The organism is Novosphingobium meiothermophilum, assembly GCF_003171715.1.
GTDB lineage: Bacteria > Pseudomonadota > Alphaproteobacteria > Sphingomonadales > Sphingomonadaceae > Novosphingobium > Novosphingobium meiothermophilum.
Map to the genome: position 1 here is coordinate 26,038 of NZ_QGHL01000010.1, position 23,875 is coordinate 49,912.

Genomic DNA, 23,875 nt, shown 5'->3' on the forward strand with positions numbered 1-23,875 from the left:
GCGCGGAGCGAGCGTGTTGCACAGGCATGCCCCAAGCGCCTAAAGCGCGCGCCATGCAGACCAATCAGCCCGTCACCGTGGCCGCGCTCTATCGTTTTGCGCCGGTTGCCGATCCTGCCGCCCTGCGCGATGCGCTGGAGGCGCTGTGCCGAAGCTGCGCGATCAGGGGCACGTTGCTGGTGGCGCACGAAGGGGTGAACGGCACGATTGCAGGCCCCGGCAGCGGCATTGCCGATGTGGTGGGGTTCCTGCGCGCCCAGCCCGATTTTGCCGATCTTGACGTCAAGTATTCGGGCGCGGCCGCCATGCCTTTCTACCGCATGAAAGTGCGCGTGAAGCGCGAGATCGTGACGATGGGCCAGCCCGGCATCGATCCGCGCGCCAGCGTGGGCACCTATGTTGCCCCGCAGGACTGGAACGCGCTGATCGCCGATCCCGATACGATCGTGATCGACACCCGCAACGATTACGAAGTGGCCGCAGGCACCTTCGAACGCGCGATCGACCCGCAGACGCGCACCTTCCGCGAGTTTCCCGAATGGTTCCGCCGCGAGCGCGAGCGCCTGCTGGGCGAGGGCAGGGCGCCAAGGGTGGCGATGTTCTGCACCGGCGGCATCCGCTGCGAGAAGTCCACCGCCTTTCTCAAGGCCGAAGGGGTGGAAGAGGTCTATCACCTCAAGGGCGGCATCCTGAAATATCTGGAAGAAGTGCCGCCTGACCAGAGCCTGTGGCGCGGCGAATGCTTCGTGTTCGACGAGCGCGTGACCGTGGGCCACGGGCTGGTGCAGGGCAGCCATGTGCTGTGCCGCGCCTGCCGCCGCCCGGTGAACGAGGAGGGCCGCGCCTCGCCGTTTTACGAGGAAGGCGTATCGTGTGCGGCCTGCCACGGCGAACGCACCGATGAACAGCGCGCCTCGGCACGCGAACGCCACAGGCAGGAACTGCTCGCCCGCGCACGGGGGCGGGCACATATCGGCGCGATACTGGAAAACTGACGGCTCGAAGTCTGACAGCTCGAAGTCTGGCGGATCGAAGTCTGACGGCGGGGCAGCGCGCCACTTTTTGACAGATCGCGCCGCGCCCGCCATGCGTCCCCAGATGCGGGTTGATCGGCGTCTGAGGGCCTGCCAATCCCATGGTCGATTTCAGAGTACACGGAGACGTTTCGATGGCGGGTATGGTGGCGTTCGACTGGGAGGACGCGCTGGGCCTTGACGGCCTGTTGAGCGATGACGAACGCATGATCCGCGATGCCGCGCGCGCCTTTGCTGCGGACCGGCTTGCCCCGCGCGTGGTCAGGGCCTTTGCCGAAGAGCATACCGATCCCGAAATCTTCCGCGAGATGGGTGAACAGGGCCTGCTGGGCGTGACCCTGCCCGCCGACTATGGCTGCGCGGGTGCGGGCTATGTGTCCTACGGGCTTGTCGCGCGCGAAGTGGAACGGATCGATTCGGGCTACCGTTCGATGATGAGCGTGCAATCCAGCCTCGTGATGTTCCCGATCCATGCCTATGGTTCGGAAGATCAGCGCCGCCGCTATCTGCCGAAACTGGCGAGCGGCGAATGGATCGGCTGCTTCGGCCTGACCGAACCCGATGCCGGGTCCGACCCCGGCGGAATGCGCACCCACGCCCGCAAGGTTGATGGCGGCTATGTGCTCAGCGGGTCGAAGACGTGGATTTCCAACGCGCCCATTGCCGATGTGTTCGTCGTCTGGGCGAAGAGCGAGGCCCACGGCGGCGGCATTCGCGGCTTCGTGCTGGAAAAGGGCATGAAGGGCCTGTCCGCCCCGAAAATCGAAAACAAGGTTTCGCTGCGCGCCTCGATCACCGGCATGATCGTGATGGACGATGTGTTCGTGCCGGAAGAGGCGCTCCTGCCCAATGTGCAGGGGCTGAAAGGGCCGTTCGGCTGCCTCAACCGCGCGCGCTACGGCATATCGTGGGGGGCCATGGGCGCGGCCGAGTTCTGCTATCACGCGGCGCGGCAATATGGGCTGGATCGCCACCAGTTCGGCCGCCCGCTGGCCGCAACGCAGCTTTACCAGAAGAAGCTGGCCGACATGCTGACCGAGATCACGCTGGGCCTTCACGCCTCGCTTCAGGTAGGCCGCCTGATGGATGCCGGAAAGTTCGCGCCCGAAATGATCTCGATCGTCAAGCGCAACAACGTGGGCAAGGCGCTGGATATCGCCCGCATGGCGCGCGACATGCACGGCGGCAACGGCATTTCGGGCGAATATCAGGTCATCCGCCACATGGTGAATCTTGAGACGGTGAACACCTATGAAGGCACGCACGATGTCCACGCGCTGATCCTGGGCCGCGCCATCACCGGTCTTGCCGCGTTCTGAGGCCCTTCCGGCAGGCTGCATCGGCCCAGATGACAGCCTGCCCGATCAATCTGGCCCGGATCATTCAAGAACGGCCGGATCGCGCCTGATCTCGCGGCGGGCCATGGCTTCCCACAGGAAGGGCATTCCCAGCGGGTCCGACATCTGCGCCACGCGCAGGCTTTCGGGATTGGTGATGGGCTGGCCATGGCCCAGCACTTCGACATGCCAAGCCAGACGGCAGCGATGTTCAAGCGTGATCGCCCGCAGGTGCGCCTGCCGCACATTGGCCGCAACGATGAAAACGCCGTGATTCTTGAGCAAGGCCCACTTGCCCGCGCCAAGGGCTTCGGCTGCGGCGCGCGCCTCGCCTTCGCCGTCCACCGTTCCGGCATATTCATCGTAGAGCACCGGGTCTTCATCGACGTGGCCCGATGTCTGGTCATAGACCGCCGGGATGCGGCCCGCTGCCGACCAGACCGAACCCCAGCGCGAATGGTTGTGAATCACCACCGCCAGATCATGCCGCCGCTGGTGCACGGCAAGGTGCAGGCCGATGGCCGGGGTCACGTTCCATGCGCCTTCGATGACGCGGCCGGTGCCGTCCACGCGGATGATGTCGGATGCGGTCAGCTCGTCCCACGCCAGTTCCCACGGGTTGACAAAGTAGGTGCCATCGCCCGCCGCCAGCGTGATGTGCCCGGCGATGTGATCGTCATAGCCTTCGCGGTGCAGCGTGCGGCACAGGAGGGCAAGCTGCTGCTGCGCGGAAAGATCGGGCAGCAGGGGGTATCGGCCCGGCATGGGGGCCAGTTCGGCAAGCGTCGGGATGCGGCGCGGGGTCATGTCCATGGGTCCGGTTCCTGATTTTGTGATGGCCTGTGATGCCTAGTTCCACTGCGCCGAGGCAGGGCCGGTATCGACGAACTCGGCCCCCTTGATGCCCAGCGCGGCGCGCGCCTCGTCGAGCGGCAGGTGGAACACGTCCTCGTAGCGCATCATGTGGATCGGCGCGGAAAGGCGGCCCACCCGCGCGCCGCGCTCCATCGCGTTCTGCGCGATCAGCCAGGTCTGCGGGTAGTGCAGCACCGCGCGGGTGATGATGCGGGTGGAACCAAGGATCGAGAACACCGAAAGCTCGCCCGCCAGTTCGGGGCTGAGGTGCATGAACAGGTTGGTCAGCCGCATGTAATAGGGCACCAGTTCCCCGATGAAATCGAACCCGCCGCCGCCCACGATGTGTTCCAGATCGTGCGTCTGCCCGGCGCGCAGCTGGAAGTATTCGAAATCGTTGCGGGGGATGAAAGGCGGAACGATGTTCACTTCCATCCGGTGATCGGCAAGCTGCGCATGAAAGATGCCGCCCAGCGTTTCCGGACCATAGCGCGCCAGATCGTCCACCGTGTAGCTTGAGGAAAAGCCTTCGGAAAACCACGCATCAAGCGCGGGATTCTTCGCCCGCTCGGCCGCGAAGAGGGCGTTGATACGGTCGATGTCCTGCACTTCGCGCAGGATCTGGACAAGCTGGATGGAATCCGAAGGTGTCGGCACATCAGGCCCGTTGCGGCGCAGAAGGTGCGTTGCCACCCAGTCGCGGATGCGCGCATCGTTGAGATAGCGCGACGAACTGACCAGCACGCTGCTGGATGTTTCGATCTGGCGGATGCCCTGCATCAGATAGGCGTAATCGGCCATGGCGGTTCTCCTGCGATAGTGGTGAAAGGGCGCTCAGTCTGCCGCGTCACGCAGCAGGGCGGGGTCGATCGGCACGGGAAAGCGCAGCAGCATCTGGGCCATGCCCTTGGCGGCAGGATCGAGCCGGGTGCTGGCATTGATCCCTCCGGTCAGCGCATCGTGGACCACGAAGTTCAGCGCATGAAGGCCGGGCGCCTCGAAGCGTTCGACGCGCGGCGGCGCGCCATTGGGGCCAAGATGGCGATACCATTCGCTCACCGCCTCTGCACTCAGCGCGGCGCGCAGGGCCGGGAGATATTCCGGCCTGCGGGCAATCACCGCCACGTTGAACAGGTGCCCCTTGTCGCCGCTGCGGGCAAAGGCCAGCCGCACCAGATCGACCGTCACGCCCCTGCCTTCTGCCGGCGCTGACGGAGGAGGGGGGAGGGGAGAAGCGGGGGCCGCATCGGCCACCCCTGCCACGGCGGCAATCTCCTGCGTGACCCCGCCGCAGGTCACGCGCGCCATGACCGATTGCCGGTCGATCAGGCACAGGAAAATGCCTGTCAGCGGCATGACCGTGGTAGCCAGATTGATCGAGGTGCCCACCGCCATGCCCGAAATCGCGGCCCACTGCTCGCGCGCGAAAAGGTCGGCGCCGCGCTTGTCCGGATGATCGGCCACAAGCTTGGCAATCACCTCGCGCGCGCCGCCGGGCAGGGCGTGGGCGCCAAATCCCGCCTCTGCGCCGATCAGCACCGCATCGGTCAGCGTGAAACCGGGCAAGCCCTGCATTTCCAGCAGACGGCGGGTGCGGGCAAAGATCGCCTCGGCCTGTCGCAGGGCCTTGGCGGGCGCTTCCTCGCCGATGACTGGCTGATAGGCCACCGCGCGCCAGCCGTTGTCGAAGGTGATGCACGCCTTGTAATCGGGCGTGGGCGGGCGGCCGCGCGCTCCGCTGACGCGCACGCGGTCAGGCCCGATCTGCTCCAGCCGCACCTGGCTGAAATCGCAGCGCACATCGGCCACGATATAGTTGGCCGGATCACTCACTTCATAAAGGAGCTGTTCGGCCACCGTGCCGACCGAAACCAGACCGCCCGTGCCTGCGGGCTTGGTCAGCACCATGGTGCCATCGGCATGGCATTCGCCCACCGGATAGCCGATGTTCGCCCAGTCGGGCACGTCCTGCCAGTCCGTGAAAGTGCCGCCGGTCACTTGGGCGCCGCATTCCAGCAGGTGCCCGGCCAGCGTTCCGGCAGCCAGCAGGTCATATTCGTGCGCCTGCCAGCCGAATGCGTGGATCAGCGGCCCCAGCACGATGGCGCTGTCCACCACCCGGCCTGTCACCACGATATCGGCCCCGGCATCAAGCGCAGCCGCAATCGGAAACGCGCCGAGATAGGCATTGGCGCTGATGATCCGGTCGGGCAAGGGCGCTCCGGTGAACATGTCCTGAAAGCCGCGGCCGCGCAGTTCCCCGATCCGGTCGCGCAGATCGTCGCCTTCCACGAAGGCCACCTTCAGGCCAAGCCCCGCCGCTGCGATCATCTTCTCCAGCGCGGCCGCCAGCCCGGCGGGATTGACGCCCCCCGCATTGGCCACGACCTTCACGCCCCGTTCGGCAATCTGCGCCAGATGGGGGCCGACATGCACGGTCAGGAAATCGGTGCCATACCCGGCGGCAGGATCGGCGGCCTGCATCCGGCCGAAAATGCCCATCGATCCCTCGGCAAGGTAATCGAACACCAGATAATCGAGATTGCCGCCTTCCAGCAGTTGCGGCACCGACAGCGCCGTATCCGAAAAGGACGCTGTTGCCCCGCCAATCCTGATTGCCTTCATGCCATCCGCTCCGTCTTGCTGTTGGCAAGCGTAAATCCGGCACTGGCCGAAGACTGTCACGTTCGTTACAATTGAAGGCATGAAACCTGCCGATCACGCCCATGCGCTCGGTGTGCTGCGTCAGGCGCGCTGGCTGCAAGGATATGCGCCCACGCTTGCCGAAGCGCTGCTGGCCGAGGGCAGGCTGGTGCGCCGCGCGGCCGGAGAATGGGCCCAGGCCGAAGGCGATGACCGCGGCGGTCTGTTCGTGGTGATCGCGGGCGTGCTCCATTCCTATTGCGCAGCGCCCGGCGACCGCGAAGTGATGATCGGCCTTGCCGAAGCGGGCGCGGTGCTGGGCCATGCCACGCGCTTCAGCGGCGGCCCGCGTCTGGTCACGGCGGTCTGCGTTGAACCGTGCATTCTGCTGGAACTGTCGGAGGCCGCGCTCGACCGTGTGGCGCAGCGGCAGGCCGAGATCTGGCGCGCCATTGCCGACTTCACCTATGCCAATATGCGCAGCGTTCTGCGCATGGCCGCCGAGGTCATCTCGCTGCCGCCGCGCCAGCGCATTGCCGCCCGCCTGCTGGCCGCCGCGCAGGGGCGCCCGCCAGCCGCCACCGCGCATGGACCAATCGTGTTGCGCCTCAGCCAGGAACTGCTGGGAGAAATGACCGGCCTTTCGCGCAAGACCGTGAACCTTCATCTGGCCGCGCTTGAAATGCAGGGCATGATCGCGGTCCGCTATGGCGCAATCGGCATCCTGCGGCCCGATGCCCTTGCCGAACTGGCCGATCACCGAACGCCTTCGGCCTGAAACCGCCCGTGCGGCTGTTTGCTTTAATACAGATAATAATAGTTATGTAAAATGCAAAGCCGGATACGTTGCCATCCGTTCTGCGTCGCACAAAAAAAGGGCCGGCTTTCGCCGGCCCGGAAAAGTTTGGGAGAGGATGCCTGAAAGGCCTCTTGGATATGGGTCGCCCGCGTTCATGCTGCAAGTGCGAAACGCGAATCTGCACTTGCAGAATGTGCATCTTGCCATGCGCCGCGCACCTTCAGCTGCCGTCGGTAATCAGGGTGCCGCCATCCACCACCAGGTTGTGCCCCGTGACGAACGCCCCCGCAGGCGATGCAAGGAACACGGCCGCTCCGGCAACTTCCTCAGGCGTTCCGGGGCGGCGCAGCGGGGTCATGGCCATGCGCCGTGCCATGAAGGCGGCATCATCCAGCAGCGGCCGGGAAAGATCGGTGGCGATGAACCCCGGCGAAAGCGCATTCACCCGCACCCCGCGCGGCCCCCATTCCACCGCCAGATTGCGCGCCAGTTGCGCCACGCCCGCCTTGGCCAGCGCATAGGCATTGATCCGGCCATTGCCGCGCAGCCCGGCCAGACTGGCCACCAGCACCACGCTGCCGCCGCCCGATGCGGCCATACGCGGCAGCGTCCGGTTGCACAGCACCACCTGGCTGCGCAGGTTTATGGCCATGACGCGGGCGTAATCGTCCATGTCGACATCCGCGAAGGGGCCGGGCCTGCCGGTGATCCCGGCATTGCACACCAGCACATCGAGCCGCCCCAGTTCGGCCATGCCAAAATCGACCAGCCGGGCCAGCGCGGCATCGTCGGCCACGTCGCAGGCCATGCCGGGCGTGTCCAGCCGCGCCGCCACGCGCGCGGTTTCGGCTGCATCCTCGCTGGAAATGACGACCCGCGCCCCTGCGACGATCAGTGCCTCGGCAATGGCAAGGCCGATCCCGCGGGTAGAGCCGGTGACAATCGCAGCCTTGCCGGAAAGATCGAACAGCGCCTTCATGCTTTCTCCGGCCGGATTTCGGGCAGGGGCTGGCCATCGTGCCGATAGGCCGGCGCCTCGATCAGGATAAAGGCGATGCGGCAGGGCCGGTCGGTGGTGTTGCGCCACAGATGATTGGTGCCGCGCTGCACGATCACCCCGCCCTTGCGGATCGTGCGCCTTTCCCCGCCATCCAGTTCCAGTTCCACCTCGCCATCCAGCACGATGCCATAATCGATGGAATTGGTGCGGTGCATCGGACTTTCCCCGCCCGGCAGCATATCGACGATGCGGATGACCGATCCCCCGTCCAGTGTCAGCCCGGCATCGCGCTCGCGCCCGTCGGTCTCGTCATTGTTGTCGGCAGGCACAGTGGCCGTGCTCCAGATCAGCAGGAATGCCGCATCACCCGATGGGATCATCCGCGTGGGCGAAACGTCCTCTGACCGGAACACCGCGCGCCCCGCCGCATCGTGGCCAGTGACCACCCGCTGCACCGGCGGAAGGCCGGAATCGGAAAGCCCCACATCTGCAACAGCATCCTTCATGCGCCCATTTCCTCCTGTTCGATTGCCGCCAGCGCCCGCGCCACCAGCCTTGCCGCATCGCCATCGTGGCAGAACCCGGCAGCTTCGGCGGCGGGCGTGAAAAGCGGCGGCTGCGCGGCGAACGTCGCCTCAAGCGCGGCATCCGGCACGAAGCGCACAAGGCCTGGCGACACTGCGCACTGCCGGGCAATCTCGTCTGCCAGATCCGCCATGCGCAGGCGCAGCGCAGGCAGTGTCAGGGCGCGGGTCGGCGGCAGCGGCGCGGTGTTGCAGGCAAGCGCATGGACCAGATTGGCCGCGCAGCATTCGAGCGATTGTGCCCAGATCGTGCCTTGCGCGCTGACCGGGCAGATCGCCTCGCGCCCGGCGCGCAGGGCATGGAAAAGATCGGACAGGAACGCCGATTTCAGCCCCGAAGGCCCTTGCGGCCGCGCAAGGATGCCGGGCAGGCGCAGGCTGATCCCGTCGATCAGGCCGCGGTGCGAGAACATCGCCATCGCCTGCTCCATCATGGCCTTGTGTCCGCCATAGATCATGCGCGGCGCCAGCGGCGTCGCATCGTCCACCCGCGCGGGCAGCGGATCACCGAAGACCGCGATGGAACTGGCAAAGACCACGCGCAGGCCGGGCCGCTGCGTTCCGGCCTCTGCCAGCAGATCATACATGGCATCCACGTTGATCCGCCGCGACAGCGCCGGATCGGTTTCGGCCGCGCCGCCCGGCACTGTCGCCAGATGGATCAGCGCATCGAACCCCGCCGCCAGCGCGGCGTCACGCACCGCCCGGTCGGCCAGATCGCCGACGATGGCCGTGGCGCCTGCGGGAACGGGCGCGCCCGGAACATCGATTCCGGTCACGCCATGGCCCATCGCCAGCGCCCGCGCGACGACGGCGCGCCCGACAAACCCTCCTGCCCCTGTCACGAGAACGTGCAAGACCCCGGCCCTCCCCTGATCGGGAAAGGCTATCGGACCGGCGGCCGCGTCAAGTCAAAGTCAATCGGCGCATGACATCCAATCACGCGCTTTATGCTTTTCCGCCTGCCGCAGCGGCAAGATTAATGGTTATCCCTTGGCAGGCCCTTGGTCTGGGCAATGCGCTGGTATTTCTCCATGCCTTCGAGAATGCCGCCGCTGGCAAGCTGGCCGACGCGCTCGCGGTAGATTTCCTGCCACGGGGTCTGCGATGCCGGATAGGGATAGCCGCCCGCCGCCTCAAGCGCGGCGCGGCGCTCGGCCAGCTCCTCGTCGCTCACCAGCATGTTGGCCGTGCCCCGGCGCAGGTCGATGCGCACGCGGTCGCCAGTCTTCAACAGGGCAAGCCCGCCCATGGCGGCCGCTTCCGGGCTGGCGTTGAGGATCGAGGGGCTGCCCGATGTGCCCGATTGCCGCCCGTCGCCAATGCAGGGCAACGCATTGATCCCGGCGGTGATGAGATGGGCGGGCGCGCGCATGTTCACCACTTCGGCAGAGCCGGGATAGCCGATCGGCCCGGTTCCGCGCATGAACAGAAGAGTTTCTGCCGTGATGCCCGTCGCCGGATCGTCGATCCGCGCGTGATAGTCTTCCGGTCCGTCGAACACCACGGCGGGGCCTTCGAAGGCATCGGGATCATCGGGGTTGGAAAGATAGCGCTGGCGGAACTCCTCGCTGATGACGCTGGTCTTCATGATCGCGGAATCGAACAGGTTGCCCGAAAGCACGATGAAGCCTGCATCCTGCACCAGCGGCCGGTCGAACGGGCGGATCACCCGCTCGTCCTCGATCTTCGCATCGCGGCAGTTCTCGCCCATCGTGCGGCCGTTCACGGTCATGGCGTTCTCGGCAATCAGGCCCTGCCCGATAAGCTGCGCGACCACCGCGGGCACGCCGCCCGCGCGGTAGTAGTCCTCGCCCAGATATTCGCCCGCCGGTTGCAGGTTCACCAGCAGCGGCACCTTGTGGCCCAGCCGCTGCCAGTCGGTCAGCGGCAGGTCCACCCCCATGTGGCGCGCAATTGCGGCCAGATGGATGGGGGCATTGGTCGATCCGCCGATGGCCGAATTGACCACGATGGCATTGTGGAACGCCTCCAGCGTCATCACGTCGGAAGGCTTGAGGTCCTCGTGCACCATTTCGACAATGCGCTTGCCCGTGCGCCATGCGCATTCCTGCCGGTCGCGATAGGGCGCGGGGATGGCCGCAGAACCGGGCAGCATCATGCCCAGCGCCTCGGCCAGGCTGTTCATTGTCGTGGCCGTGCCCATCGTGTTGCAATAGCCGGTCGACGGGGCAGAACTGGCGACAAGCCGGATGAAGCCCTCCTCGTCCAGCTCGCCCTTGGCCAGCATCTCGCGGCCCTTCCACACGATCGTGCCCGATCCCGTGCGCTCGCCCTTGAACCAGCCGTTCAGCATCGGTCCCACCGAAAGCGCGATGGCCGGAATGTTGACCGTGGCCGCGGCCATCAGCAGCGCAGGCGTCGTCTTGTCGCAGCCCGTGGTCAGCACCACCCCGTCGATCGGATAGCCATAGAGCGCCTCGACCAGCCCCAGATAGGCAAGGTTGCGATCGAGCGCGGCGGTGGGGCGCTTGCCGGTTTCCTGAATGGGATGGACCGGGATTTCCAGCGCGATCCCGCCCGCCTCGCGGATGCCTTCGCGCACGCGCTCGGCCAGCACGATATGATGCCGGTTGCAGGGCGAAAGATCGCTGCCGGTCTGGGCAATGCCGATGATCGGCCTGCCCGAACGCAGCTCCTCCAGGCTCAGCCCGAAGTTGAGATAGCGCTCCAGATAGAGCGAGGTCATGTCGACATTGTCGGGATTGTCGAACCACGCACGGGAGCGAAGCTTGGGGCGTTTGTGGGAAGAGTCGGTCATCGCAGCTTTCGGGTGTTGGAGAGGGTTTCGCAAAAGTCAGCGCGGCTTGCGGGCCGTGCTCACGCGGTAGATCATGACATGGCGATAGGGCTTGCCCGGATCGACCCGCGCCGAAATGAAGCCGGGCTGGTTGGGCGCATCGGGGAACTTCTGCGGCTCAAGCGCAATGCCGTCGCCCATGCGATAGACATGGCCGCGCTTGCCCGTGACCGTGCCGTCAAGAAAGTTGCCGCTGTAGAACTGCACGCCCGGTTCCGTGCTCAGCACTTCCAGCACGCGGCCCGATGCCGGGTCCTCAAGCCTTGCGGCAAGCTGCGGCGTGGCGGTCAGCCCCTTGTCGAGCGCAAAGTTGTGGTCATAGCCGCGCCCGATGCGGATCTGCTCGTCGCGCCCGTCGCGCAGCGATGCTGAAATCCGGCGGGGGCGGGTGAAATCGAACGGGGTTCCCGCCACCGCGCGCAGCTCGCCGGTGGGGATCAGCGTCTCGTCCACCGGGGTATAGCGCGCTGCGGGAATGGTAAGCCGGTTGTCCATGGCCCGGCCCGAACCTTCGCCCGCCATGTCGAACAGGGCATGGTTGGTCATGTTGACGATGGTGGGCTTGTCGGTGCTGGCCTCGAACGCGATGGTCAGATTGCCGCGCTCATCGAGGCTGTAGGTCACTCTGGTGTCGAGCCTGCCGGGATAGCCTTCCTCGCCATCAGCGCTGACATGGGCCAGCTCGACACTGGCAACCGGGCCGGACTTTACCGCAACGATGCGCCAGTTGCGCTTGTCGAAACCCTTTTCCCCGCCATGCAGCGCATTGCCGAGGTTGTTCTGCGCCAGTTGCCAGGTCTTGCCGTCCAGCGTGAAGCGCCCCTTGGCAATGCGGTTGGCATAGCGGCCCACCGTCACGCCGAAGAAGTTGGGCTTGGCCTCGTAGGTCTGCACATCGTCATAGCCCAGAACCACGTCGGCCACCTTGCCATCGCGCCCCGGCACCAGCAGCGATTGCAGCGTTGCACCATAGCTGAGGATGCGCGCCGAAACGCCGTTTGCCGCCGAAAGGGTGATGGCAAAGGCCTCGGTCCCGTCGGCCAGCCTGCCGGCGCTTTCCTGCCGCGCCTCTGCCGCCATGGCCTGCGACACCAGTCCCTGCGGCGAAAGCATCAGCGCCAGCGCAGGCACCGTCAATGCCGCCCGCAGCCCAAAGCCCGCAATCCTCATCCTTCTTGTCCTTCCGGAAGCATCACACGCAGCGCTGCGCCCATTGACGCGGCTGCTTGCCCGATATAGTCAGACAAATGCCACGAGCGCAAGCCGCTATGCAATCCGGTCCAGCATCACGCAGCAGAGAGGAAGTCCAGACCATGCCGCCAGCGGCCGCTCCGCAGCCCAATTCCGCCCAATCAGCCACTTCGGGGGCGAACGTGGGCGCGAATGCGGGAACGAACTATGGCCCGGCGCTGACCCTGCTGGCCAGCCTGTTCTTCATGTGGGGCTTCATCACGGTCATCAACAACACGCTGCTGCCGCATCTGCGCAGCGTGTTCGACCTGAGTTATACGCAGACAACTTTGATCGAATCGGTCTGGTTCATCGCCTATTTCGTCGCCTCGATTCCCTCGGCCCGACTGATCGAGAAGCTGGGCTACCAGAAGGCGCTGGTCATCGGGCTGCTGACCATGGCTGCGGGCGCGCTCGGCATGATGCTGGCGGCGGCGCTGCCCTCCTATGGCGTCACGCTCGCCATGCTCTTCGTCATCGCCAGCGGCATCACCCTGCTCCAGGTGGCGGCCAATCCCTATGTCGCGGTGGTTGGCCCGCCCGAAACCGCCTCGGCACGGCTCAATCTGGTGCAGGCGATGAACTCGGCCGGCACCATGCTGGCCCCGATGTTCGGCGCATGGCTGATTCTTGGCCGCTCCAAGGGCGGCACATCGGCCAGCGGCACCATCCTGACCGAGGCGGAACGCCTTGCCGATGCGCAATCGGTGATCCTGCCCTATGGCCAGGTGGCGGCAGTGCTGGTGGTGCTGGCGCTCGTCATCGCCCGTTTTCCCCTGCCCGCAATGGGCAGCGCCACGCGGCGCCTTGCCCCGGAAGCGCGCGCGCGCCTTTCCCTGTGGAAGCACCGCAACCTTGTTTTCGGCATTCCGGCGATCTTCATCTATCTCATCGCGGAAATCGGCGTTGCCAATCTTTTCGTCAATTTCGTCACCCAGCCCGATATTGCCGCGCTCACGCCCGAACGGGCGGGTCACTATCTCACCTTCCTGTGGGGCGGGATGATGGTGGGGCGCTTTGCCGGATCGGCCTTGATGCAGAAAATCGATGCCGCGCTGGTGCTGGCGGCCTTCTCGGTGGGGGCCTTCGTGGTCATGCTCGTCACCGTGTTCAGCACCGGCCCGCTTGCCATGTGGGCGCTGATCCTTGCCGGCCTGTTCCATTCGATCATGTTCCCCACGATCTTCACGCTGGGCATCAAGGGTCTGGGTCCGCTGACGGAAGAGGGATCGGGCCTGCTCATCATGGCGATTGCGGGCGGCGCGCTGGTCGTCGTGCAGGGCTGGCTGGCCGACAGCTACGGCCTGCAAACCTCGTTCCTGCTGACCGCCGCCTGCGAGCTTTACGTCCTGTTCTACGCGCTTTGGGGCTGCCGCACGAGCATCGAACACGCGGCCGAACCCGGCGCATAACCGATCTGCCTTTCAGGAGTTTTCCCGTCCCATGTCTCTCAAGCCAGCCACCTTCCGCGCCATGGCCGCCGCCACTGGCGAGCCTGTCGGCCCCGCCTTTCCGGTGCATGGCCCGGCCGATGTCGCCGCGGCCTGCGCGGCTGCGGCCGAAGCCTTTCCCGTCTATCGCGCCACCAGCCTTGCCGCGCGCGCCACGTTCCTTGAAACCATTGCCGATGAAATCCTTGGCATCGGCGATGCGCTGATCGAAGCGGCCATGACCGAAAGCGGCCTGCCGCGCGCCCGGCTCGAAGGCGAACGCGGACGGACCGTGAGCCAGCTTCGCCTCTTTGCCGATGTGGTGCGCAAGGGCGCGTGGCAGCAGCTTCGCATCGATTCCGCCCTGCCCGATCGCCAGCCCCTGCCCCGCCCGGATCTGCGGATGCGCATGGTGCCGCTGGGGCCGGTCGCGGTATTCGGAGCATCGAACTTTCCGCTCGCCTTCTCCACCGCTGGCGGGGATACCGCCTCGGCGCTTGCCGCCGGTTGCCCGGTCGTGGTCAAGGGCCACCCTGCCCACCCGCAGACGGGCGATCTGGTGGCAGGCGCGATTGCCCGCGCCGTTGCCGCCTGCGGCCTGCCTGCGGGCACGTTCGGCCATGTCACCGGGCCTGATCACGCGCTGGGCGAAGCGCTGGTTACGGACCCGCGCATTGCCGCGGTCGGCTTTACCGGATCGCGCGGCGGCGGGCTGGCGCTGCTGCATCTGGCACAGGCGCGGCCCGTTCCGATCCCGGTCTATGCCGAAATGTCGAGCATCAACCCCGTGCTGCTCCTGCCCGAAGCGCTGAAGGCGCGCGGGCCGGAACTGGGCACTGCCTTTGTCGGCTCGCTCACCATGGGCGCGGGCCAGTTCTGCACCAATCCCGGCCTCGTGCTGGCAATCGCGGGCGATGGGCTGGACGCCTTCCTTGAAGCGGCTGCCGACGCCGTTGCCGCAGCCCCTGCGCAGACCATGCTCACCCCCGGCATCTGCCGCGCCTATGCCGGGGGGGTGGCCGCGCTGGAAAGCCTGCCGGACGTCGAAGTCGTCGCGCGCGGGGCGCCGGGAACGCCCGCACAGGGCATGGCCGCGCTGCTGCGCACCGATGCATCCGCCTTCCTTGCCCAGCCCGCCATGGGGCATGAAGTGTTCGGCGCTTCCTCGCTCGTCGTCGTCTGCGCCGACGAGGCCGAACTGCGCCGCGTGCTCTCCGGCCTTGAAGGCCAGCTCACCGCCACCCTGCACATGGATCAGGGCGATCTTGCGCTGGCGCAGCGGCTCCTTCCCCTGCTGGAGGACAAGGCCGGGCGCATCCTTGCCAATGGCTGGCCCACCGGGGTGGAGGTTTGCCATGCCATGGTCCATGGCGGCCCCTTCCCCGCCACCTCGGATGCGCGCGGCACCTCGGTCGGCAGTCTGGCGATTGACCGCTTCCTGCGCCCCGTGTGCTATCAGAACCTTGCCGCCGAGCTGCTTCCGCCGGTGCTGCGCGACGAAAGTTCCGGCGATGGAGCGCCGCGATTGATCGATGGGTCGCTCACGCTCTGACAGGGCGGGCCTGGGGAGAATTGCCGATGGCGCTTCGTCTTTTGCAGCACCGTGCCGATGATGGCACCCGCAGCGTGATCCTTGCCGATGCTGCGTGCGCGCACCGGCTTCAGGGCATATCGCGCACCAGCGAACTGGCCGCGCGCGCCATCGCGGCGGGCACCAGCCTTGCGCGCGAAGCCATGGGCTGCCTTGCGGGCGAGCGAGTCGATCTGGAAAGGGAACTGGCCGCAGGCCGCCTGCTTGCGCCGATCGATCATCCCGATCCGGCGCACCTCCTGCTGGCGGGCACGGGCCTCACGCATCTCGGTTCCGCCGAAGGGCGCGACAAGATGCACCGCGAAGCCGCAGCCGCTGCGCATCAGACCGATTCGATGCGCATGTTCCTTGAAGGGCTGGAGGGCGGCAAGCCCGCACCCGGCACGGTGGGCCAGCAGCCCGAATGGTTCTACAAGGGCGATGGTTCGCAGCTTGTCGGCCCCGGCGAGCCGCTGGAGATGCCGCCCTTCGCGCAGGATGGCGGCGAAGAGCCGGAACTGGCGGGCATCTACCTCATCGGCCCCGATGGCACGCCGTTCCGCCTCGGCTTCGCGCTTGCCAACGAGTTTTCCGATCACGTGACCGAACGCCACAACTACCTGTGGCTGGCCCATTCCAAGCTGCGCCGCGCCGCCCTTGGCCCGGAACTGCTGATTGGCGAAACCCCGGCAGACCTGCGCGGCACCAGCCGCATCCTGCGCGATGGCAAGGTGGTTTGGGAAAAGCCCTTCCTCACCGGTGAAGACAACATGAGCCACACCATCGCCAATCTGGAGCACCACCACTTCAAGTATGACCTGTTCCGCAGGCCGGGCGATATTCACGTCCACTTCTTCGGCACGGCCACGCTGTCCTTCACCGATGGGCTGCGCACAAAGGAAGGCGACGTGTTCGAGATTGCGGCCGTCCCCTTCACCCTGCCCTGCCGCAATCCGCTGGCGCGCGCGGGCGGCGATCCGGCGCAGGCCCTGAAGGTGGGCGTGCTGTGATCCGTATTGCCGTTGTCGGGCTGGGCAAGATCGCGCGCGATCAGCACCTGCCCGCCATTGCCGCCTCGGCCGATTTCACGCTGGCCGCAACGGTCAGCCCCGATGGTGCAGGGCTGGCGGACACCGGAATGGCGGATGTGCCGCACTTTGCCTCGCTCGATGCCCTGCTGGCCCAAGGCCCGGCGGTGGATGCCGTGGCGCTGTGCACCCCGCCACAGGTGCGCCGCGAACTTGCGCTCAAGGCGCTGGCACGCGGGCTTCACGTGCTGCTGGAAAAGCCGCCCGCCGCCACGCTGGGCGAAGTCGCCGCCTTGCAGGATGCAGCCGCACAAGGCCGGGCAAGCCTGTTTGCGGCATGGCATTCGCGCTTTGCCGCGGGGGTGGAACCGGCGCGTGCCTGGCTGGCGGGGCGCACCATCACCAGCGTTGCCATCACCTGGCGCGAGGACGTGCGCGTCTGGCATCCGGGGCAGGCGTGGATCTGGCAGCCGGGCGGGCTTGGCGTGTTCGATCCGGGGATCAACGCCCTGTCCATCGCCACCCTTATCCTGCCCCGCCCGCTTTTCCTGACGCGCGCGGTGCTGGATTTCCCCGCCAACCGCGCCGCCCCCATCGCCGCCGATCTTGCCTTTGCCGATGCAGCCGGAACGCCTGTCAGCATGGACCTCGATTGGCGGCAGACCGGGCCGCAGACATGGGACATCGTGGTTCAAACCGATGCGGGCACGCTTGTCCTGCATCAGGGCGGCGCGGTGCTGAAAGTGCCGGGCTGCACCCAAACGCGCGAGGACCGCGAATATGCCGGGATCTACGCCCGCTTTGCCGAACTCGTCGCCAGCCGGTCGAGCGAGGTGGACGCCGCGCCCCTGCGGCTGGTGGCCGATGCCTTCCTGTGCGGCACGCACCGCACCTGCGCGGCCTTCGAGGACTGACCGCCATGCCCCTTACCGCGCCATCCTCCACGCGCCGCGTCGTTGGTGACTGGGGCAGCACCCGGCTGCGCCTGTTCCTGATCGAACGGGGCGAGGTTGCCGCGCGGCTCGACGGGCCGGGCACGACCGCGCTGACCGAACCGGCCGAGCGCGTGCTGGCGCGGATGCTCTCGATCTGGCTGGCGGGCGGGCCGCTGGGCACGATCACCCTGTGCGGGATGGCGGGTTCGCCCGCGGGCATTGTCCCGGCCTCCTATGCGCCCTGCCCTGCCGATGCCGCGCTGTGGCACCGCGCGCGGGCGCGGCGCAGGGTAATCGGACTTGAGGTGGAAGTGCTGCCGGGCCTGTCATGGCGCACCGCCGATGGCATTCCCGAAGTGATGCGGGGCGAAGAAACGCAGGTCTTCGGCGCGCTCTCGCGCGATCCGGCGCTGGCGCGGGGGGATCACCTGCTCGCTCTGCCCGGCACGCACGGCAAATGGGTTGGCATCAGCGATGGTGCCATAACCGGATTTCGCACCGCGCCCACCGGCGAACTCTATGCCGCGATCACCCGCCATACCTCCTTGCCCGGTCCTGTCGCGCCCGGTGCCGACGAGCACGCTCCGGCTGCTTTCGACGAAGGCTTTGCCCGCGGCCTTGATCGCTGCACCGAACCGGTAAGCGGCGCCCTGTTCGAGGCGCGGGCGGCAAGGATGCTCGACGCACGGCCGCGCGCATGGTCGATGGGCTTCATTTCCGGCCTGCTCATCGGGGCGGAAGTGGCGCAGTTCGGCACCGGTCATGCCGGGGTGACGGTAATCGGCGATGGCGCGCTGGCGGCGCTCTATCTGCGCGCGCTGACCCATCTTGGCATTGCCGCGCAGACCGTTGACGGAGAGGCAGCGGCCATTGCCGGGCTGCTCGGCGCTCTCGCCATGGCACAGGGAAGCACGCAATGACCATCGATGAAGCACTGGCCGCAGGCGCACCGCCCATCGTTGCGATCCTGCGCGGCATTGAACCGCACGAGGCCGAGGCCGTGGCCAGCGCGCTTGTCGATGCGGGCATCCGCCTGATCGAGGTGCCCTTCAATTCGCCCGATCCCGATGGCGCCATCGCCGCCATGGCAAAGGCGCTGGGCGGCCGCGCGGCCATTGGCGGCGGCACGGTGACAAGCCCGGCCCTTGCCGAAAGGCTTGCCGCAGCAGGCGGTCGCTTCATGGTGTCGCCCAATGTCGATCCGGCAGTCATCGCCCGCTCGCTGGCGCTTGGCATGGATGTGCTGCCCGGCTTCCTCACCCCTACCGAAGCCTTCGCCGCCTTTGCCGCCGGTGCGCGCAGGCTCAAGCTCTTTCCCGGCGCGGCGCTGGGCAGCGGCCATGTCAGGGCGCTGCGCGACGTGCTCCCGCGCGAGGTGGAAATCTGGGCCGTCGGCGGCGTGGGTCCGGCCAACGTGGCCGAGTTCCGCGCTGCCGGTGTGACCGGTATCGGCGTTGGCGGCAGTCTCTACCGGCCGGGTGATGGAGCCAATGCCGTGGGACAGCGCGCCGCCGCACTTGTCGCCGCATGGCAGGCAGGCGCTCAGACGCTCTAGGCACGGCGCGAATCCCCTTGCCAGGGACAGGCGTTCCACATAATTAGAACGTATATTTCAGATTGCGGTCCTGTTTAGGTAGCGCTATCACACATTCCGAAGCCGGATGGTCGACCAAGAGCGATCACCGGCAAGGAAAGGGATGTCCGATGATGAAGGCACGTTCAATTGCCGCCGCGCTTTGCCTCACAGGCGCGCTTGCCACCGCCGCCTGCACCGAAGGGGCCAAGACCACTTCCGCCAGCGAAGCGGCGGCCGAAGCCGCAGGCACCAACGGCGGCCTTCCCGCCACGGCCTTCCGCGATCAGCCGCTGGTGACGGAAATCTACACCGCCGATCCTTCGGCCCATGTCTTCGACGGCAAGATCTACGTCTATCCCTCGCACGATATCGAAACCCCCACGTCCGACGATGATCTGGGCAACCAGTATGCCATGCGCGATTACCGCGTCCTGATGATGGACCGGGTGGGCGGCAAGGTCACGATCGGCCCGGTCGCGCTCGACGTGAAGGACGTGCCGTGGGCCTCGCAGCAGATGTGGGCGCCCGATGCCGCCTACAAGGACGGCACCTACTACCTCTATTTCCCCGCGCGCGACAAATCGAAGGACAAGAACGGTCTGGGCGCCTTCCGCATCGGTGTGGCCACGGCCAGCAACCCGATGGGACCGTTCGTGCCGGAAAAGGAGCCGATCCCCGGCTCGTTCTCGATGGACCCGGCGGTGTTCCGCGATGATGACGGCACCCACTACATGTATTTCGGCGGCATCTGGGGCGGCCAGCTTCAGCGCTGGGCCAGCGGCAAGTATGATCCCAACGGGTCCGACACCGATCTGATGCAGGACGACAAGCCCGCGCTTTCGGCCAAGATCGCGAAAATGGGCGCCGACATGAAGACTTTTGCCGAAACCCCGCGCGACGTGGTCCTGCTGGACGAGGCGGGCAAGCCCATCCTTGGCGGCGATCACGAACGCCGGTTCTTCGAGGCGGCGTGGGTCTTCAAGAAGGACGGGAAGTATTACTTCACCTATTCGACCGGCGACACGCACTTCCTGAACTATGCCATCGGCGACAATCCCTATGGCCCGTTCACCTACAAGGGGCACATCCTCAAGCCCGTGCAGGGCTGGACCACGCACCATTCGATCGTCCAGCACGAAGGCAAGTGGTGGCTGTTCTATGCCGATACACAGCTTTCGAACAAGAACCACCTGCGCAACGTCAAGGTGACGGAACTGAAGTTCAACCCCGATGGCACGATCCCGACCATCGATCCTTTCGCTCCGAAGAAGTAGGCCAATCATGTTCCTTGGCATCGATGTCGGCACAAGCTGCGTGAAGGCGGTCGTCACCGCCGCAAGCGGCGAGGTTCTGGCCCAGAACAGCTCCGATCTTGTGGTATCGCGCCCGCAGCCGCTGTGGTCCGAACAGGCCCCGGCCGACTGGGTGGCCGCCGCGCACAAGGCGGTGCTCGGCATCGATCCGGCCCTGCGCGCGGGCGTGGCCGCCATCGGCCTTGCCGGGCAGATGCACGGCGCCACCCTGCTGGGATCGGATGACCGGCCGCTGCGCCCCGCAATCCTGTGGAACGACGGGCGCAGCTTTGCCGAATGCACCGCGCTGGAAAAGGCCGAGCCGCACTCGCGCGAGATAACCGGCAATATCGCCATGCCCGGCTTCACCGCGCCCAAGCTGGCATGGGTGCGCGCGCACGAACCCGATGTGTTTGCCGCCACCCGCACCGTTCTGCTGCCCAAGGACTATGTGCGCCTTGCCCTGACCGGCGAAAAGGCAAGCGACATGTCCGACAGCGCGGGCACCTTGTGGATGGACGTGGACAAGCGCTGCTGGTCCGATGCCATGCTGGCAGCCACGGGGCTGGACATCACGCACATGCCGCGCCTTTACGAAGGGCCGGACGTGACCGGCACCCTGCGCGATGACGTTGCGCGCCAGTGGGGCATGGGCCGGGTGCCGGTGGTGGCCGGCGCGGGCGACAATGCCGCGGGCGCGCTGGGCGTCGGCGTGCTGTGCGATGGGCAGGGCATGCTCTCGCTCGGCACGTCCGGGGTGATCTTCGTGGCCAATGCGGCCTTTCGTCCCAATCCGGGGCAGGCCGTCCATGCCTTCTGCCATGCCCTGCCCGGCGTATGGCACCAGATGAGCGTGCACCTTTCGGCGGCCTCGTGCATCGACTGGGCGGCACGCGCCTGCAACGTGCCCGGCCCGGCAGAGTTCTTCGCCCTGGCCGAAGGGGCGGGCGCGGCCTGCGGGCCGGAACTGTTCCTGCCCTATCTTTCGGGCGAGCGCACCCCGCACAACGATCCGCACATCCGCGCCGCGTTCCTTGGTCTCGGCAACGAAAGCACCACCCCGCGCCTCGCCTCGGCCGTGCTCGAGGGCGTGGCCTTTGCCCATGCCGACGGAATTGCCGCGCTGCGCAATGCGGGCACCACGATCGAGGAACTTTGCGTCATCGGCGGTGGCTCGCGCTCGGCCCACTGGGGGCGCATCCTGTCCAGCGTGCTGGGCGTGCGGCTTGTCTATCTGCACGGCGGCGAGGTCGGCCCGGCGCTTGGCGCGGCGCGCCTTGCCCAGATGGCGGCCACCGGCGCTGCGGCGGCTGATGTCTGCACCCGCCCGCCCGTGCGCGCCGTGATCGAACCTGATCCCGCCCTTGCCAATGCGCTTGCCCCCAAGCGCGCCCGTTTCCGCAGCGCCTATGCCGCGCTGTCCGCCATCTGAGGAGTAAGCCTGAATGTCTGCTGCCTATTTCGACGCCTTCGATACCATCCGCTACGAAGGCCCTGAAACCGCCAATGATCTGGCCTATCGCTGGTATGACAAGGACCGCGTGGTCTTTGGCAAGCGCATGGAGGATTACCTGCGCTTTGCCGTGTGCATGTGGCACACCTTCTGCTGGCCGGGCAGCGACGTGTTCGGCGCGGGCACGTTCGACCGGCCCTGGCTGAACATGCCGCAGGACGAAACCGCCGCCCGCGCCAAGCGCGAGGCCGCGCTGGCCTTCGTCGAAAAGCTCGACCTGCCGTTCTACTGCTTCCACGATGTCGATGTGATGGCCCCTGCCGAAAGCATCGGCGATTTCCGCGCCAGCTTTGCCCGCGCGGTCGATCATCTCGAAGAGCTTCAGGCCGCGCATGGCCGCAAGCTGCTGTGGGGCACGGCCAACCTGTTCGGCCATCCGCGCTATCTGGCGGGCGCTGCCACTTCACCTCGCCCCGAAGTCTATGCCTGGGGCGCCTCGCAGGTGCGCGATGCGCTTGAGGCAACGCATCGTCTGGGCGGCGCCAACTATGTCCTGTGGGGCGGGCGCGAAGGCTATGACACGATCCTCAACACCGATCTGAAGACCGAACAGGAAAACTTCGGCCGCTTCCTCAGCCTCGTGGTCGAGCACAAGCACAAGATCGGGTTTGCCGGCACGATTCTCATCGAACCCAAGCCGCACGAACCGACCAAGCACCAGTATGATTTCGATACGCAGACCGTCTATGGCTTCCTCAAGCGCTTCGGCCTTGAAAACGAGGTGAAGGTCAACATCGAGGCCAACCACGCCACGCTTTCGGGCCATACCTTCGAGCACGAAATCGCCATGGCGGGCGCGCTGGGCGTGTTCGGTTCGATCGATGCCAACCGCGGCGATCCGCAGAATGGCTGGGACACCGACCAGTTCCCCAACTCGGTCGAGGAACTGACACTGGCCTGCATCGAGATCGAGCGCGCGGGCGGCTTCACCACCGGCGGCTTCAACTTCGATGCCAAGGTGCGCCGGCAGTCGGTCGAAGCGGTCGATCTGTTCCACGGGCACATCGGCGGGGTTGACGTGATTGCGCGGGCGCTGCTGCGGGCCGAGGCGATCATTGCCGATGGCCGCCTCGATGCCTTCCGCGCCGAACGCTATGCCGGGTGGAACGGTGAACTTGGCCAGACCATCCGCCAGTCCAGCCTTGCCGAAATCGCCGATCTGGCAGTGGCGCGCGATCTGGCCCCTGCGCCGGTTTCGGGCCGTCAGGAATGGCTGGAAAATCTGCTCAACCGCTTCTGATCCGACAATTGGGGGCGCGCACAGCAATGAGTGCGCCCCTGCCTTTGCCGTTTGCAATGCTGGACTTTCCCGCCATTGCGGCCGATGAAGGCTGACAGGATCAGGGAAGATATCGTGGCAGATCAGCACGAGAGCGACAAACCGGGACACGTCCGATCAGACAAGTCGCTGCGCCTGCACGGCAGCATCGCGCGCGATCTGGGCATTGCCATCGTCACCGGCCAGTATCCGCCCGGCCACGTGCTGACCACCGAGGTCGAGTTTGCCGAACGCAACGGCATTTCGCGCACGGCCTACCGCGAGGCGATCCGTATCCTAGCCGCCAAGGGGCTGGTGGAAAGCCGCCCCAAGGCAGGCACCCGCATCACCGATCCTTCGCGCTGGCACGTGCTGGACCCGGATGTTCTGGCATGGACCTTTGCCGGAGAGCCGAGCCGCGAGGCGATCGACGATCTGTTCGAACTGCGCCTCATCATCGAACCGGCCGCTGCCGAACTGGCGGCAAAACGGCGCACCGGCGCGCATCTGGCGCAGATGGGCCACGCGCTTGAGGAAATGGCCCGGCACACGCTGGCCACGGCAGAAGGCCAGGCAGCCGACCAGACCTTTCACGCTGCCTTGCTGGACGCCACCGGCAACCGCGGCCTGATCTCGCTGGCCAGCACCATTTCGGCCGCCGTTCGCTGGACCACGATCTACAAGCAGCGCAAGCGCAAGCTGCCGCGCGATGCCGTGCCCGATCACCGCCGCCTGTTCGATGCCGTGGCCGACGGCAACGCCCCCGCTGCGCGCGAGGCCATGCAAACCCTGATCGAACTGGCCCTTAACGATATCAACCTGCCGGAGCGTGGCTGAGGCGAAAGCCTGCGTCGGCCTGACTGTCGGCCTGCTGCATCAGTGCGCCAAGGCGCCAAGGCGCCAAGCCGCCGACGCCTGACACGCTGGAGCTGCCTCGCCGCCGCACGGGCTTGACCGATCCACGATCAGT

At 66.5% G+C, this 23,875-nt stretch carries 21 protein-coding genes; 13 read left to right on the forward strand and 8 right to left on the reverse strand.

Annotation, left to right across the window (positions count from 1 at the left end):
* The first annotated feature begins 53 nt into the window (after nt 1-53).
* Nucleotides 54-995: an oxygen-dependent tRNA uridine(34) hydroxylase TrhO gene (gene trhO / locus DKM43_RS11290; protein WP_109798621.1), complete on the forward strand. Its 942-nt coding sequence runs from the start codon at nt 54-56 to the stop codon at nt 993-995.
* Between the two features lie 173 nt (nt 996-1,168).
* Nucleotides 1,169-2,353, forward strand: a complete 1,185-nt coding sequence (locus DKM43_RS11295; RefSeq protein ID WP_109798622.1) for an acyl-CoA dehydrogenase — start codon at nt 1,169-1,171, stop codon at nt 2,351-2,353.
* A 60-nt stretch (nt 2,354-2,413) separates the two neighbouring features.
* Here the strand turns inward: DKM43_RS11295 and DKM43_RS11300 are convergent, their stop codons facing one another.
* From DKM43_RS11300 to DKM43_RS11310, 3 genes are read right to left on the reverse strand one after another with little or no spacing between them, the layout of a single operon-like run.
* Entirely contained in the window at nt 2,414-3,184 is a 771-nt protein-coding gene (locus DKM43_RS11300) for a class II aldolase/adducin family protein (protein WP_236632533.1), read from the reverse strand.
* Between the two features lie 36 nt (nt 3,185-3,220).
* Nucleotides 3,221-4,027 (reverse strand): Coq4 family protein, encoded by an 807-nt coding sequence (locus tag DKM43_RS11305; RefSeq protein ID WP_109798623.1) that lies wholly within the window; start codon nt 4,025-4,027, stop codon nt 3,221-3,223.
* A gap of 33 nt (nt 4,028-4,060) precedes the next feature.
* Nucleotides 4,061-5,851: an acyclic terpene utilization AtuA family protein gene (locus tag DKM43_RS11310; RefSeq protein WP_109798624.1), complete on the reverse strand. Its 1,791-nt coding sequence runs from the start codon at nt 5,849-5,851 to the stop codon at nt 4,061-4,063.
* Between the two features lie 79 nt (nt 5,852-5,930).
* On the opposite strand from DKM43_RS11310, the gene DKM43_RS11315 reads away from it, so the two are divergent.
* On the forward strand, nt 5,931-6,647 hold the full coding sequence (locus DKM43_RS11315) for a Crp/Fnr family transcriptional regulator (protein WP_109798625.1): 717 nt from the start codon (nt 5,931-5,933) through the stop codon (nt 6,645-6,647).
* A gap of 241 nt (nt 6,648-6,888) precedes the next feature.
* Here DKM43_RS11315 and DKM43_RS11320 read toward each other — a convergent pair whose 3' ends face one another.
* The 5 genes from DKM43_RS11320 to DKM43_RS11340 all read right to left on the reverse strand — a co-directional run bounded on the left by DKM43_RS11320 (nt 6,889) and on the right by DKM43_RS11340 (nt 12,186).
* On the reverse strand, nt 6,889-7,647 hold the full coding sequence (locus DKM43_RS11320) for an SDR family NAD(P)-dependent oxidoreductase (RefSeq protein WP_109798626.1): 759 nt from the start codon (nt 7,645-7,647) through the stop codon (nt 6,889-6,891).
* Complete coding sequence (locus DKM43_RS11325) at nt 7,644-8,174, reverse strand: cupin domain-containing protein (RefSeq protein ID WP_109798627.1); 531 nt, start codon at nt 8,172-8,174, stop codon at nt 7,644-7,646. The genes DKM43_RS11320 and DKM43_RS11325 overlap by 4 nt, the downstream gene beginning before the upstream one ends.
* On the reverse strand, nt 8,171-9,097 hold the full coding sequence (locus DKM43_RS11330; protein WP_236632534.1) for an NAD-dependent epimerase/dehydratase family protein: 927 nt from the start codon (nt 9,095-9,097) through the stop codon (nt 8,171-8,173). Before DKM43_RS11330 ends, DKM43_RS11325 begins: the two co-directional genes overlap by 4 nt.
* Nucleotides 9,098-9,231: 134 nt before the next feature.
* Nucleotides 9,232-11,034, reverse strand: a complete 1,803-nt coding sequence (locus DKM43_RS11335) for an IlvD/Edd family dehydratase (protein ID WP_109798629.1) — start codon at nt 11,032-11,034, stop codon at nt 9,232-9,234.
* A 36-nt stretch (nt 11,035-11,070) separates the two neighbouring features.
* A complete protein-coding gene (locus tag DKM43_RS11340; protein WP_236632537.1) occupies nt 11,071-12,186 on the reverse strand; it encodes an aldose epimerase family protein in 1,116 nt (371 codons plus the stop codon).
* Between the two features lie 200 nt (nt 12,187-12,386).
* On the opposite strand from DKM43_RS11340, the gene DKM43_RS11345 reads away from it, so the two are divergent.
* From DKM43_RS11345 to DKM43_RS11390, 10 genes are all read left to right on the forward strand, one after another.
* The gene (locus DKM43_RS11345) at nt 12,387-13,715 is read left to right on the forward strand and encodes a sugar MFS transporter (RefSeq protein ID WP_109798654.1); all 1,329 of its coding nucleotides are present in this window, start codon (nt 12,387-12,389) and stop codon (nt 13,713-13,715) included.
* 31 nt (nt 13,716-13,746) lie between these two features.
* Nucleotides 13,747-15,285, forward strand: a complete 1,539-nt coding sequence (locus DKM43_RS11350; protein ID WP_109798631.1) for an aldehyde dehydrogenase (NADP(+)) — start codon at nt 13,747-13,749, stop codon at nt 15,283-15,285.
* Nucleotides 15,286-15,311: 26 nt separating this feature from the next.
* Complete coding sequence (gene araD1, locus DKM43_RS11355; protein WP_109798632.1) at nt 15,312-16,313, forward strand: AraD1 family protein; 1,002 nt, start codon at nt 15,312-15,314, stop codon at nt 16,311-16,313.
* The gene (locus tag DKM43_RS11360) at nt 16,310-17,245 is read left to right on the forward strand and encodes a Gfo/Idh/MocA family protein (RefSeq protein ID WP_109798633.1); all 936 of its coding nucleotides are present in this window, start codon (nt 16,310-16,312) and stop codon (nt 17,243-17,245) included. The genes araD1 and DKM43_RS11360 overlap by 4 nt, the downstream gene beginning before the upstream one ends.
* A gap of 5 nt (nt 17,246-17,250) precedes the next feature.
* Complete coding sequence (locus DKM43_RS11365; protein WP_109798634.1) at nt 17,251-18,186, forward strand: 2-dehydro-3-deoxygalactonokinase; 936 nt, start codon at nt 17,251-17,253, stop codon at nt 18,184-18,186.
* Nucleotides 18,183-18,821, forward strand: coding sequence for a 2-dehydro-3-deoxy-6-phosphogalactonate aldolase (locus DKM43_RS11370; RefSeq protein WP_109798635.1), 639 nt, complete (start codon nt 18,183-18,185; stop codon nt 18,819-18,821). Before DKM43_RS11365 ends, DKM43_RS11370 begins: the two co-directional genes overlap by 4 nt.
* A 152-nt stretch (nt 18,822-18,973) precedes the next feature.
* Nucleotides 18,974-20,116, forward strand: a complete 1,143-nt coding sequence (locus DKM43_RS11375; protein ID WP_407938496.1) for a glycoside hydrolase family 43 protein — start codon at nt 18,974-18,976, stop codon at nt 20,114-20,116.
* 7 nt (nt 20,117-20,123) lie between these two features.
* Nucleotides 20,124-21,566, forward strand: a complete 1,443-nt coding sequence (gene xylB / locus DKM43_RS11380; RefSeq protein WP_109798637.1) for a xylulokinase — start codon at nt 20,124-20,126, stop codon at nt 21,564-21,566.
* A gap of 13 nt (nt 21,567-21,579) precedes the next feature.
* Nucleotides 21,580-22,887, forward strand: a complete 1,308-nt coding sequence (gene xylA, locus DKM43_RS11385; RefSeq protein ID WP_109798638.1) for a xylose isomerase — start codon at nt 21,580-21,582, stop codon at nt 22,885-22,887.
* Between the two features lie 84 nt (nt 22,888-22,971).
* Entirely contained in the window at nt 22,972-23,742 is a 771-nt protein-coding gene (locus tag DKM43_RS11390; protein ID WP_109798639.1) for a FadR/GntR family transcriptional regulator, read from the forward strand.
* Nucleotides 23,743-23,875: the final 133 nt, after the last annotated feature.